This window comes from Mesorhizobium sp. M1295, assembly GCF_040318135.1.
Lineage (GTDB): Bacteria > Pseudomonadota > Alphaproteobacteria > Rhizobiales > Rhizobiaceae > Mesorhizobium.
The window spans coordinates 99,470-112,881 of record NZ_JAMYLU010000011.1 but is presented as its reverse complement, the minus strand read 5'-3'; the positions used below and the strand labels follow the sequence as shown (position 1 = coordinate 112,881).

Sequence of the window (13,412 nt, the reverse complement as noted above, 5' to 3'; positions counted from 1 at the left end):
TTTGATGGCTGTTGAGACTCTTCTGGGCTTATTTCAGTTTTTCCTCAAGTTGGCACCGCCGCCGGGCGATTGGGCCTGCCGGTCGGCGTCAGCAACCGAACGCCCGTCGCTCATGCCGTCCTGACAAACCCCTCGCTCGCCCTCAGCAGATTGCGCGTGTAGTCCTTGGTGACGCGGCGCTCGACAAGGTCGCCGGCGGCGAGGTGCTCGACCGCCTCGCCGTTCTGCATCACCATCAGCCGCTCGCACGTATGGGTGATGATGGCGAGGTCGTGGCTGACCATCAGGAAGGTCAGCTTGCGGCGCCGCCGGATCTCCTCCAACAGGTTGAGCACTTCGGCCTGTACGGAAGCGTCGAGCGCCGACGTGGGTTCGTCGAGCAGCAGGATCGAGGGTTCGAGGATCAGGGCGCGGGCGATCGCGACGCGCTGGCGCTGGCCGCCCGACAGTTGATGCGAATAGCGGAAGCGGAATCCGGTTCCCAGGCCGACCTCGTCCAGCGCCCGCTGGATGCGCTTTTCACCGTCAGCGAAGCCGTGAATGGCGAGTGGCTCCTGCAGCAGGCGGTCGACGGTCTGGCGCGGGTGCAGCGAGCCGTACGGGTCCTGGAAGACCATCTGCACCTCGCGATAAAACGCCTTGTCGCGGCGCGCGCCGAGCGTTTTGCCGTTGACGGTAATGGTGCCTGATGCGGCCGGCGCCAGGCCGGCGATTGCCCTGAGAAGGGTCGACTTGCCGGAGCCGGATTCGCCGACGAGGCCGAACGATTCACCGGATTGCACCTCGAGGCTGACGCCTTTCAGCGCGCGGAAGCGGTCGAACATCACCTCCAGCCTGTCGACGGAAAGGGCTGCCGTCATGCCGCCCACTCCGGCTTGCGGTCGAGCACCGGCAACGGGTGGCGGTCGGCGCCGATCTTGGGCATGCAGTTGAGCAGGCCGCGTGTATAGGGATGCTGGGCGCGGCCGAGTTCGGAGGCCTTGAGCTGTTCGACCACCTTGCCGGCATACATGACGATGACACGATCGCAGAAGGACGAGACCAGGCGCAGGTCGTGCGAGATGAAGATCAGCCCCATGCCGCGCTCGCTGACCAGCCGGTCGAGGATGCCGAGCACGTCGAGCTGCACGGTGACGTCGAGCGCCGAGGTCGGCTCGTCGGCGATCATCATCTCCGGCCCGGCGATCAGCATCATGGCGATCATGGCGCGCTGGCCCATGCCGCCGGAAACCTCATGCGGATGCAGGTCGAAGACACGGACCGGATCGCGGATCTGCACAGCCTCCAGCATGGCAAGCGCGCGCTCGCGGGCTTCGGCCTTGGAGACCTTCTCATGCGTGCGCAGCGTCTCGACGATCTGGCGGCCGATGCTCATCACCGGGTCCAGCGAATATTTCGGATCCTGCAGGATCATGGCGATACGCTTGCCGCGCAGCGCCCGGCGCTCGCGCGGCGAGGCGGCCAGCAGGTCGATGCCGTCGAAAGCGAGCGTCTTCGCGGTCACCTCGGCCTGCGGCGGGGTCACTCCCATGATGGCGCGGCCGGTCTGCGATTTGCCCGATCCGCTCTCGCCGACGATGCCGAGCCGCTCGCGGCCGAGCGAGAAGGAAACGCCGCGCACCGCCTCGATCAGGCCGGTGCGCGTCGGGAAGGTAACGCGCAGGTCGTCGACTTCGAGAAGCGTGCTCATTGGTCACCGCTTCGGGGATCGAGCGCGTCGCGCAGGCCGTCGCCGAGCAGGTTGAAGCCGAGGCTGACGATGAGGATGGCAAAGCCCGGCGCGCCCGCCACCCACCACTGGTCGAGCACGAAGCGGCGGCCCGATGCGATCATCGCGCCCCATTCCGGCAGCGGCGGCTGCGCGCCGAGACCGAGGAAGCCGAGACCGGCGGCGGTCAGGATGATGCCGGCCATGTCGAGCGTCACCCTGATGATCAGCGAGGAGATGCAGAGCGGCATTATGTGGCGAAGCACGATGCGGAACGGCGAGGCGCCCATCAGCTGCACCGCCTTGATGTAATCGGAATTGCGCACCGTGAGCGTTTCGGCGCGCGCAATGCGGGCATAGGGCGGCCACGAGGTGATGGCGATGGCGAGCACGGCGTTTTCGATGCCGGGGCCGAGCGCGGCGACGAAGGCCAGCGCCAGGATCAGCTTCGGAAAGGCGAGAAAGATGTCGGTGATGCGCATCAGGATCGCATCGGTCCAGCCGCCGGCATAGCCGGCGACGGTGCCGACCAGCAAGCCGATGGGCGCGGCGATGATGGCAACCAGAATGACGACGTACAGTGTCCAGCGCGAGCCGAAGATGATGCGCGAATAGATGTCGCGGCCGAGATCGTCGGTGCCGAACCAGTGCGCGGCACTCGGCGCCAGCAGCCGCGAGCCCTTAAGGTCGCCGAATGTCGGCGAATAGGGCGCCAGCACATCGGCGAAGGCCGCGACCACCAGTAGGGCGATGATGATGAGCAGGCCGGCAAACGCCAGCCGGTTGGCGGAGAAGCGCCGCCAGGCCACGTAGGCGCGGCCGAGCCTTGCCTGCACGCGCGACGCCGGCCGCTCGCTGAGCAGCCAGTCGCGGCGGGTTTGAATCGCTTCCGTGCTCATCCTGCCTTCGTCCTCATCCTGCCTTGGTCCTGGGATCGAGCACCCGGTAGAGCAGGTCGGAGAATAGATTGATGGCGATGAAGACCGAGCCAATGATGATGGTGCCGCCGAGCACGGCATTCATGTCGGCGTTCTGCAGCGAGTTGGTGATGTAGAGGCCGATGCCCGGCCACGAAAACACCGTCTCGGTCAGCACCGAGCCTTCGAGCAGCCCGGCATACGACAGAGCGATCACCGTAACCATCGGCACCGCGGCGTTGCGCAGCGCGTGACCCCAGATGATGCGCGTTTCGGACAGGCCCTTGGCTCGTGCCGCGACGATATATTCCTGGGTGAGTTCGTTCAGCATGAAGGAGCGCGTCATGCGGCTGATATAGGCGAGCGAGAAATAACCGAGCAGCGAGGCCGGCAGGATGATGTGGCGGAAGGCATCGGCAAATACGTCCCACTGCCGCTGCCAGAGTGCATCCAGCAGGTAAAAGCCGGTAATCGGCGTGAAGGTGTATTCGTAGACGACATCGAGGCGGCCGGGAAAGGCGACCCATTGCAGCTTGGCGTAGAACAGAACCAGCGCCAGCAGCCCCAGCCAGAAGATCGGCACGGAATAGCCGACAAGGCCGATGATCCGCACGACCTGGTCGATGACGCTGCCGCGCCGCACCGCGGCCAGCACGCCAAGCGGCACGCCGATCACCGAACCGATCAATGTTCCCAGCGTCGCCAGTTCGAGCGTCGCGGGAAAGGCGCGGCGGATATCGGTCATCACCGGATTGGTGGTCAGCACCGAGGTGCCGAAATCACCGTTCAGGGCATGTTTGACATAGATGTAGAACTGCTCGACCAGCGGCAGGTCGAGGCCCATCTCGCGGCGCGTTCGTTCGACGACATTGGCCGGCGCCCGGTCGCCGAGCACCGCCAGCACCGGGTCGATCGGGATGACACGGCCGATGAAGAAGGTCACCGCGAGCAGACCGAGATAGGTCGTTATCGCGATGACCAGGAACCGGGCGATCGATGAGGCCACGGCAACGGCGCGGGCGCCGCCGCGCCCTGCCGTCACTTCGCTTTCAGCCACACTCATACGGCGCGTCCGCCGGCGTCACTCCTTCGAGACGGGGCCGACGAAGTTGGTGTCGAAGCTCGGGCCGAGCGCAAAGCCCTTGAGGTTCTTGCGCAGGCCGGCCACTTCCAGCTGCTGGTGGATGATGACGAAAGGACTGGTGTCGAGGATCTTCTTCTCGAGATCCTGGTACATTGTGGCGCGCTTGGCCGCGTCCTTCTCGAGCAGGGCGGCCTCCGTTTGCTTGGTCAGGTCCGGAATGTCCCAGGCGTTGCGCCAGGCCAGCGTCTTGGTCTTGCCTTCATCCGAATTGTCCGGGTTGCTGGCAAAGGTCTGCGCATTGGAATTCGGGTCGAAATAGTCCTGGCCCCACTGGCCGATATAGATGTCGTGGTTTCGGGCGCGGTATTTGGTCAGCGTCTGCTTGCCGTCGCCGGGGATGATCTCCAGCTTGATGCCGGCCTGTCCCAGCGTCTGCTGGATCGATTCGGCCATGCCTGTCTCCGGCTGTCTGCTGCGCACGTCCATGGTGACACTGAAGCCGTCGGCGAGACCCGCCTTGGCAAGCAGTTCCTTGGCCTTGGCGACATCGAATTTGAACGGATTCTCGTCCAACTCGCCGAGCACGCCCTTGGGCAGGAAGGTCTGATGGATCTCGCCGATGCCCTTGAGGATGGTCGAGCTCAATGCATCATAATCGACAAGATATTTGAAGGCCTGGCGAACCTCGGGCTTGGCGAGGTTCGGATTCTTCTGATTGAGGCTGATGTAAAAGACCGTGCCCTTGGGGGCTGAGGTGGTGGTGAGGTCGGCATTCTTGGCAATCGCGTCGAGGTCGTTCGGCTCGAGATTGCGGGCGACGTCGATATCGCCGGCTTCCAGCGCCAGGCGCTGGCCCGAGCTTTCCTTCATGTTGCGATAGATGACACGGGCAAGCTTGGCCTTCCCGCCGTAGTAATTGTCGTTGCGCTCCATAACAACGGCCTCGTTGGCCCGCCATTCGCGCAACTTGAAGGCGCCGGAGCCGGCATAGCCGGTCTTCAGCCAGGCATTGCCGAAGTCATTGTCCCATTTGTAGTCGGCGCTGGGCGTGACCGCGGCGACATGCTCCTTGACCAGCTTGGCGTCGACGACCGAGGCGACAGTCGCCGACAAGCAGTTCAGCACGAAGCTCGGCGCATAGGCCTTGTCGACGGTGAACTGGAACGTCGTATCATCAACAGCCTTGGCCTTCTCGGTGACGTTGCCGCCATCGATGCCGAACTGGCCGATAATAAAGGCCGGGCTCTTGTCGAGCTTGATGGCGCGCTCGAACGAATAGGCGACGTCCGCCGCCGTGATCGGATTGCCGGAAGCGAATTTGAGGCCGGGCTTGAGCTTGAATGTGTAGGTCAGGCCATCGTCGGAGACGCTCCAGCTTTCCGCGAGATCGCCCTTGACCTTGGAGGTGTCGCTGAGGTCGAGGCGCACCAGAAGATCGTAGGTGTTGCCGGTGATTTCGGCGGTCGACAATTCGAATGCCTCGCCCGGATCCATGGAGATGATGTCGTCGATGGCGAAACCTTCGACCAGCGTGTCGGCGGGCGTGACCGCGAAGGCAGGCGCAGCGGCCAGAAGCAGCGCGGACATGGCCGCGCCCGCGAGCAAGAAGCGGGAGCGTAGAGCAAACTTTTCCATCATCATTTTAACTGTTCCCTGTTTTTGTTGACCTGAGTTCCCGGCTCAGGGTTGTGGCATTTTCTTGCCGCGTCGAACGGTGATCCCCGGACCATTGTCTTGGCAATTTTTGTGCAGTTCCGGCTCACCATATCCGGCGGTTTCGAGCGCGGCAACGAGCATTTGCAGAACGGTCGATTGGGCCAGACCGGCGGTGCGAAAACCCGGCTATTTCAGCGCGGTAACCAGGTCGGCGTCGGGAAAGCAGGTAGCGGAACGGCCGTTTCTGGCCTGCCATTTGCCGATCGAGCGGCGCGTCTTGAAGCCGGGCAGGCCGTCGGCGCTGCCGACATCATAACCCTTTGCCTCCAGCGCCCGCTGCAGGGCGGCGATGTCGGAGCGGTAGAGCCCGCCGACCGCGCCCCAATTGCCCGAGAAATTGCTGTCGCCATGGGCGATGCGATCGGCGCCATGGCCGATAAACAAGGCATAGAGATCGCTGGTGTTATACTGCTTCAGCACGTAGAAATTGGGCGTAACGATGAAGGCCGGGCCGCTGCGGCCGGCCGGCATCAAAAGAAAGCCCTCGGCTTTCAGTTCGCTCGCCGGGAACGGTTTACCCGACACACGCCTGATACCCATATCAGCCCATTGCGAAATCTTCTTGCCCTGGTCCGGACCTTCGAGCGAGCACGAGACGCTGTCCGGCACCGTCACCTCGAAGCCCCAGCCGCGGCCCCTCACCCAGCCATAATGCACGAGATAATTGGCGATCGATGCCAGTATGTCGGGCGTCGAATTCCAGATGTCCGTGCGGCCGTCGCCGTCGAAATCGACGGCATGCTTCAGGAACGACGTCGGCATGAACTGCGGCTGGCCGAGCGCACCGGCCCAGGACGATTTTATCGCGCCGACCGGGGCAAGCCCGCGCTCGACGATCCCGAGCGCCGCCAGCAGCTCGGTGCGGAAGAATTCTTTCTTCGTCGACATGAACGCCTTGGTGCCCAGCACCTCGAAGGCGTCGTAGGGCAGCTTTGCCGCACCGAAGCCGCTCTCACGGCCCCAGATCGCCAGCAGCACTTCGCCGGGCACGCCGTAGCGCTTCTCGATCGCGGCCAGCGTGCTGGCGTTGGCCGCCTCGCGGGTGCGGCCGCCGGCGGTCACCGCACGAACTATCTTTTCGGCGAAATAGGCGCCGGGCGAACCGAACTCGGCCTGATGCTGCTTCCGCGGCGTCGTCGCCCTCTCGCCCGGTAGCACCAGGTCGGGCAGCTTGAGGTTCGGCTTGACGCCGTCGAAGGCGGCATCGAAGGTTTTCCTGGAGATGCCTTTGGCATTGGCTTCGGGCCAGAGGTCGTTGCCAAGCCAGGCGCGGAACTGGTCGTCGATTTTTGCCGCGGAGACGGGGGTGGCGAGGAGGAACGCGGCAAGTGCGGCGAGAAGAAACGCGACGGCTATTTTGTGAAAGCAGCGATCCGTCCCACCCCCCTCTGTCCTGCCGGACATCTCCCCCGCAAGGGGGGAGATTGGCTGTCGCCTCTGCTTCCGCCAATTTTCGACGTTGAAAGATTGGCGGCGAGATTGACGCTGCCGATCTCCCCCCTTGCGGGGGAGATGTCCGGCAGGACAGAGGGGGGTGTGACAGAGTGCCCGCCTTAAAAAATGCGCAGCAGCCATCATCCGCACTCTCCCCGCCACTCGCCTCAAAACGCCGTCCGCGAGCGCAGTGCGGCGGCCAGCGTGCCTTCGTCGAGATAATCGAGCTCGCCGCCGACCGGAACGCCATGCGCCAGCCGCGTCACCTTGATGTCGAAGCCGGAAAGCTGGTCGGTGAGGTAGTGCGCGGTGGTTTGGCCCTCGACCGTGGCGTTGACGGCGAGGATCACTTCCTTGACTTCGCCGCCGGCGACGCGATCGACCAGCGAACGGATGTTGAGCTCATCAGGACCTATGCCGTCGAGCGGCGACAGCGTACCGCCGAGCACATGGTAGCGCACGTTCATGGCAGTCGCCCGCTCCAGCGCCCATAGGTCGGCCACGTCCTCGACGACGATGAGCGTGGTGGGGTCGCGACGCGCGTCGGTGCAGATCATGCATGGGTCTGAGGTGTCGACGTTGCCGCAGGTCGAGCAGATGCGCACCTTGTCGACCGCCTCGCCCATGGCGGCGGCGAGCGGCGCCAGCAGCTGTTCCTTCTTCTTGATGAGGTGGAGCGCGGCGCGGCGTGCCGAACGCGGGCCAAGCCCCGGCACCTTGGCCAGCAACTGGATCAGGCGTTCGATCTCGGGACCGGCGATTCGCTTCGACATCGCACCGGTTTAGACCATGATCCCGAAAAGTGGAAACCGGTTTTCGGAAAAGATCATGGTCAAACAAGACGATAGAGCCCCATTCCGATCTATCGGAATGGATCAGGCTCTAGGATTTTTCAACGGGTTTTGGAACACTGCTGAGGCGCGGGATGTTCGATGCGCAAAGAGGCAATCGCTTTAGGTTTGTGCCGCCCCTCATTGCCCTGCCGGGCATTTCTCCCCGTATAGTGACGGGGAGAAAGGGCCGACCGTGACCCTCGGCACCCTTTTTTGCGACGCCGGAAATTGGCGAAATCCTTGGCAACAGCGTCCTTCTCCCCGTCACTATGCGGGAGAAGATGGCGGCAGCCAGATGAGCGGCGGCGACGTTGACCGTCTCAGTTTTCTTCCAGCGGCCGGGTCTGGCCGGCGATCATCGCGCCGATGGCGTCGGTGTTCTCGGGCGTCGCCTCGAACGACATTGTCGGCTCTGCCGGCGCTGCCTCGAAGGAGGTGACAGGCCGTGCGCTCGCGGTCCCACCGAAACGGGCCGCATCGGGCTCCTGCATTGGTTCTTGCAGTGCCACCAGCACCGGCTTCTCTTGGGTCGACTTCTCTTGGGCTGCCCCCTCCGGGGTCGCCATCCCGGCAGTCGCCCTTGTCTGCTTTGCCGGCTGCGATGCGGCGGCGGTCACATAGGTCGCCTTGGCGAATGTCGGCTTGGCGTCGCGCGCCGGCTCGGCCGAGGCGACAAGTATGGCCTGAGCGGCAGGCGCTTGCGGCTTGGCCTGGGCCACGGCGACCACCGGTTCGTCCGGCAGCGGCTGCCAGTTGCGGCCGCGCTTTTCATAGAAGGCATTGCCGCCGGCGACCATGGTGTAGTGCATGTTCTTGTAGGGGAAGCGCAGGCCGGCGGTGTGGAAGTACATCGTGTTCTTCAGCTTGGCTTTGCGCTCGCCCTTGAGCACCGCCGCGGCGGCTTCCTCGACATCGGGCATCGCCTTCGAATTCATCGGCCGCGTCATGACGCCCGGCGCGAATTGGCCGCGCTCGCCAACGACCTGGCAGATGGTGTTGCCATGCTTGCCGGACCGCAGCCGGTTCATCACCACCGTGCCGACCGCAATCATGCCGTCACGGCTCGACCGGTTGGACTCGAAGAACATTGCCCGCTCCAGGCACTCCTTTTCCTTCGGCGTGGAATTGTAGGAGCGCGAGCTCAGGAAACCCGGCGTAATGGCATCGGTCAGGCTGGACATGCCGTGCGAGGCGGTCTGACTGCAAGCGGCCAAAAACAGCGGCGAGATAACGACGCCGAGCCGCAACGGCGTCTTCCATCGGGTAGAGATCAACAGGCGTCCCCTCATTCTGCTGCCAGCCCGCCCCTGGTTGCGGCAAGAATGAGACACTTTCAGGCAAAAAGATGGCTAAAGCGTTATTAAGTGTGGGGAGTTGCCTAATAGACACAGCTGGCGGAAGAGCAAGCACTGGCTGCTGCACTCTTCGGCCACTGTAACGGCATACCGATTGACTAAAAGCGCGTCGCGTTCGACCGGCTTCAGGCGACGCGCTTTACGTTCTTGTTTCGATGCATGTCGTTACCGCAAAACCGCTGCACACTTTTGCGCGACATGCATTAGCCTTAGAAGGGCAGTTTCATTCCCGGCGGGATCGGCAGTCCCGCGGTCAGCGCCTTGGTCTTTTCCTGCATGGTTTGCTCGACCTTGGTCCTGGCGTCGTTGTGGGCAGCGAGAAGCAGATCCTCGAGAATCTCGACCTCGTCCTCCTTGAACAGCGACGGGTCGATCTTCAGCGACTTCATCTCGAATTTGCCGGTCAGCGTCACGCTGACCAGGCCGCCGCCGGCCTGTCCGGTGGCTTCCAGCGTGGCGATCTCATCCTGCATGGCCTGGAACTTGGCCTGCATTTCCTTTGCCTTGCCCATCAGGCCGAGAAGATCTTTCATCGCACGGTCCTTTGCAGTTGGTGCCGGTTGTTTCAGGTTTCGTCGTCGTCTGCCGGCGGCTCGACCGGCACTTCGCCCTCGGCCGCATCGGCCTCCGGCGCGTCGGGAATGCGCACGTCGATGATCTTGGCGCCGGGAAAGCGCGCCAGGATGGCGGCGACCGTCGGATCGCTCTTGGCATCGAGGAAGGCATTTTCGCGCTTTGTCGATTCCATCTCGGCCAAGGTCTGGCCGCCCTCTTCCTTCGACAGCGACACCAGCCAGTTGCGGCCGGTCCAGGCGCGCAATTTGGCGGTCAAATCGTTGAGCAGCATCTTCGGCGCATCGTCGGTCAGGCTGACGTCGATACGGCCGGGCTCGATGCGCACCAGGCGCACGCAACGCTTGACCAGCACCTTGAAGGCCATGTCGCGCTGGGCGTCGGCAAGGGCAACAATGTCGGCCAGCGATTTCACCGCCACCGGCGGCGCCTCGACCACCGACTCCGGCGGAGCAACGAAATTGGTCGGCACCGGCTCGGGCTCGACCAGGCGCATCGACTGCGCGCCGCCATTGGCCGTCGGCATCCGCGTCTGCGCCACGGCACCGGCACCACCGCTTGCAGGCCCATGGCTTGCGGGGCCGGGGCTTGCGGGGCCGGGGCTTGCCGGCGCGCCATTCGCGCGCGGCGCGGAGCCGGGCAGCGAAACGCCGCTCTCCAGCGATCTCAGCGCCTCGTCCAGCGTCGGCAGGTCGGCGGCATGCGCCAACCGGATCAGCACCATCTCGGCGGCGCTGACTGGACGGTTGGAAGTCTGCACCTCGGGAATGCCTTTCAAAAGCATCTGCCATGTCCGCGACAGCACCTTGACCGACAGCGTCCTGGCGAAATCGGCGCCGCGCCGGCGCTCGTCCTCGGACAGCGAGGCGTCGTCGACAGCAGCCGGCACGAAGCGCAGACGGGTGACCAGATGGTTGAACTCGGCAAGGTCGGTCAGCACCGCGGCAGGATCGGCGCCGGTATCGTACTGGGCACGGAATTCGGCAAGCGCGGCGGCGACGTCGCCCTTCATGACATGTTCGAACAGGTCGACGATGCGGGCACGGTCGGCCAGGCCCAGCATGGCGCGGACCGCTTCGGCGCTGACCGCGCCGCCGCCATGGGCGATCGCCTGGTCGAGGATGGACTGCGCGTCACGCATCGAGCCTTCGGCCGCGCGGGCGATCATCGCCAGTGCATCGTCTTCGACTTCGATGCCCTCCAGACCCGCTATCCTCGCAAGGTCGGCCTTGATCATTGCCGCATCGATGCGCCTGAGGTCGAAACGCTGGCAGCGCGACAGGACGGTGATCGGCACCTTGCGGATTTCGGTGGTGGCGAAGATGAACTTGACGTGCGGCGGCGGCTCTTCCAGCGTCTTCAGCAGGCCGTTGAAGGCCTGGTTGGAAAGCATGTGCACTTCGTCGATGATGTAGACCTTGTAGCGCGCCGATACCGGGGCGTAGCGCACGCGTTCGATGATGTCCCTGATGTCGTCGATGCCGGTATGCGAGGCGGCGTCCATCTCGATGACGTCGACATGGCGGCCTTCCATGATCGCCTGGCAATGCTCGCCGAGCACGGCAAGGTCGACTGAAGGCTGGTCGACGGTCGCTGTTTTATAGTTCAGGGCCCGCGCCAGTATGCGCGCGGTCGTCGTCTTGCCGACGCCGCGCACGCCGGTCAGCATCCAGGCCTGGGCGATGCGGCCGGTGGCAAAGGCATTGGTCAAGGTGCGGACCATCGGCTCCTGGCCGATCAGTTCGGAGAAATTCGACGGTCGGTATTTGCGCGCCAGCACGCGATAGGCGGCAGGCTTGTCCGATTTCCCGGCGTCGTTTCCGGCTTCGCTCATTCGCCCGTTAAGCTCCAAGGGCTGCCACTGGAGGCGGCCGATTCCTGCGCATAGTTTCGCCCGCACGGCTTGGCGCCGTCAATGTCGGGGCAAAAGGCGAAGAGGCGGGAGGCTGGAACAATGACCCGTTCCGGGCTCGTTAGGGCTGCTTCCTTCCGGACCTGACCCGGTTGGCGAGTGGACCGTCCACCACCAACCTCCCGGCCTCCATATCGGCAATCCGGCGATGAAATGCAAGTGCGGATGATAGGGGTCGTGCGCGACGGCGAAAGCTGAAACCAAAAACCCGCCTCGGCGGGCGGGTCGTTGGTGCGAATAATCACCATAGCGACATTAGTAGCATAGCTGCCGGCACAAAGCAAGAACAAAATGTGGCTGCGGTCAAAATTGTCGACCTCGGCGGGGCAGCGCCAACCGTATGCAATGCCCTGGTCCTCGGTTCTTCGCGCACAATCAGCGCCACGACGGCCAATGTTGCTTGCTGCCCCTTGCGGCCCCCCGGTAGCCGCTCTAGCGTCGATAAAGTTCAAAAAACGTCAAAATGCGAGGGAAACGCCGATGCTGCCGGGCCTCAAGGCAGGATTCACGCTTGACGCTCAGCTGGAAGCCGACAGCGAACAGCTGATGTGGCTCGGCCTGTGCGAATTGCGCGTCATGAACGACCGCCGCTGGCCGTGGCTGCTGCTGGTGCCGCAGCGGCCGGGCATCGAGGAAATCCACGACATGACGCCGCTCGACCAGGCGATGCTGACCTTCGAGACCAACATGGTGGCGCTGGCGCTGAAGCGGGTGACCGGCTGCACCAAGATCAACACCGGCGCGCTCGGCAACATCGTGCGGCAGTTGCACGTGCATGTTATCGCGCGCTCGGAAGGCGATCCCGGCTGGCCCGGCCCGGTGTGGGGGCACGGCCTGCGCGAGCCCTACCAGCGCTCCGACATTCGCAAGTTTGCGGAAAAGATCAAGGCAGCGCTATAAGCCTCTCCCGTGTCCATCTTGAACCTTCCCGAGTCCCCATGAGCTTTAGCCTGTTTGACGCGCCCTTGCGCGAGCCGAGCCAGTTCGTCGGCTTCGCCGGCAACATCATCGACCGGCAATCCGAAAACCGCGCCGACGATTCCGTCGAAAAGGCGCTCGCCGATCCGACGACTCGGCTTTTGCTGATGCATGGCGGCCGGCTCTATCTGAAGCTTGCGCAAGACGCATTCGATCCCTGGTTCGGCGTGGCCGAAAGCCGGCCGCTCGAGGCATCGCTCGAAAACGGCGTCCTGCTCGGTTTTTCCGAAAGTGGCCCGGTGCTGGCGGTGCCGGCCGCGGTCGAGCCCGAGCAGCTTCCCGAGACGATCAAGGCGATCGACTATCGCTCGGTCTATATGCAGGGGCTGATCGACGAAGCGGCGGCCGGCGCGCTGGCGCAAGGGGCGGCGCTGCTCGCCTGGCATGCCAGCCATCGCTTCTGCAGCAAATGCGGCACCGAAGCCGAGATGCGGGCCGGCGGCTACAAGCGGCATTGCCCGGCCTGCGGTACGGAGCACTTTCCGCGCACCGACCCGGTGGCGATCATGCTGACGGCGACGCGCGAAAAATGCCTGCTCGGCCGCGGCCGGCATTTCGGGCCCGGCATGTATTCGGCGCTCGCCGGTTTCATCGAGCCGGGCGAGACGATCGAGGCGGCGGTGCGCCGCGAAACGCTGGAGGAAGCCGGCATCCGGCTCGGCCGCGTCGTCTACCACGCCAGCCAGCCCTGGCCGTTTCCCTATTCGCTGATGATCGGCTGCTTCGGCGAACCGCTCAACGACGACATCCACCCCGACCTCAACGAGCTGGAAGACTGCCGCTGGTTCTTTCGCGACGAGGTGCTGTCGATGCTGGCCAGGGAACATCCGGGCGGCCTGGTGACGCCGCCGAAAGGGGCGATCGCCTATAACCTGATCCGCGCCTGGGCCGACAGCGCGTGA

General features: G+C 64.1%; 12 protein-coding genes and 1 other RNA gene. 2 read left to right on the top strand and 11 right to left on the bottom strand.

What is annotated here, in order from left to right:
- Positions 1–110 precede the first annotated feature (110 nt).
- The 11 genes from NKH29_RS17180 to ffs all read right to left on the bottom strand — a co-directional run bounded on the left by NKH29_RS17180 (position 111) and on the right by ffs (position 11,655).
- Positions 111–860 carry an ABC transporter ATP-binding protein gene (locus tag NKH29_RS17180; protein WP_353000183.1) on the bottom strand — a complete coding sequence of 250 codons (750 nt, stop codon included), beginning with the start codon at positions 858–860 and terminating at the stop codon, positions 111–113.
- A complete protein-coding gene (locus NKH29_RS17175; protein WP_352716737.1) occupies positions 857–1,690 on the bottom strand; it encodes an ABC transporter ATP-binding protein in 834 nt (277 codons plus the stop codon). The genes NKH29_RS17180 and NKH29_RS17175 overlap by 4 nt, the downstream gene beginning before the upstream one ends.
- Entirely contained in the window at positions 1,687–2,607 is a 921-nt protein-coding gene (nikC, locus tag NKH29_RS17170; RefSeq protein ID WP_292653972.1) for a nickel transporter permease, read from the bottom strand. The genes NKH29_RS17175 and nikC overlap by 4 nt, the downstream gene beginning before the upstream one ends.
- 13 nt (positions 2,608–2,620) lie before the next feature.
- Entirely contained in the window at positions 2,621–3,688 is a 1,068-nt protein-coding gene (locus NKH29_RS17165; protein WP_023719588.1) for an ABC transporter permease, read from the bottom strand.
- A gap of 18 nt (positions 3,689–3,706) precedes the next feature.
- A complete protein-coding gene (locus NKH29_RS17160; protein ID WP_353000181.1) occupies positions 3,707–5,350 on the bottom strand; it encodes an ABC transporter substrate-binding protein in 1,644 nt (547 codons plus the stop codon).
- Positions 5,351–5,551: 201 nt separating this feature from the next.
- Positions 5,552–6,829, bottom strand: coding sequence for a lytic murein transglycosylase (locus NKH29_RS17155; RefSeq protein ID WP_352483254.1), 1,278 nt, complete (start codon positions 6,827–6,829; stop codon positions 5,552–5,554).
- Between the two features lie 197 nt (positions 6,830–7,026).
- A complete protein-coding gene (recR, locus tag NKH29_RS17150; protein ID WP_023719591.1) occupies positions 7,027–7,632 on the bottom strand; it encodes a recombination mediator RecR in 606 nt (201 codons plus the stop codon).
- 380 nt (positions 7,633–8,012) lie between these two features.
- Positions 8,013–8,966, bottom strand: coding sequence for a cell wall hydrolase (locus NKH29_RS17145; RefSeq protein WP_352483255.1), 954 nt, complete (start codon positions 8,964–8,966; stop codon positions 8,013–8,015).
- A 290-nt stretch (positions 8,967–9,256) separates the two neighbouring features.
- Entirely contained in the window at positions 9,257–9,580 is a 324-nt protein-coding gene (locus NKH29_RS17140; RefSeq protein WP_023719593.1) for a YbaB/EbfC family nucleoid-associated protein, read from the bottom strand.
- A gap of 32 nt (positions 9,581–9,612) precedes the next feature.
- Entirely contained in the window at positions 9,613–11,454 is a 1,842-nt protein-coding gene (locus NKH29_RS17135; protein ID WP_353000179.1) for a DNA polymerase III subunit gamma/tau, read from the bottom strand.
- Positions 11,455–11,558: 104 nt separating this feature from the next.
- Positions 11,559–11,655, bottom strand: an RNA gene (ffs, locus tag NKH29_RS17130) — signal recognition particle sRNA small type.
- Between the two features lie 357 nt (positions 11,656–12,012).
- Between ffs and NKH29_RS17125 the strand changes: the two genes are divergently transcribed.
- Positions 12,013–12,432 (top strand): HIT family protein, encoded by a 420-nt coding sequence (locus NKH29_RS17125; protein ID WP_023717834.1) that lies wholly within the window; start codon positions 12,013–12,015, stop codon positions 12,430–12,432.
- Positions 12,433–12,470: 38 nt separating this feature from the next.
- The gene (gene nudC / locus NKH29_RS17120; RefSeq protein ID WP_023717835.1) at positions 12,471–13,412 is read left to right on the top strand and encodes an NAD(+) diphosphatase; all 942 of its coding nucleotides are present in this window, start codon (positions 12,471–12,473) and stop codon (positions 13,410–13,412) included.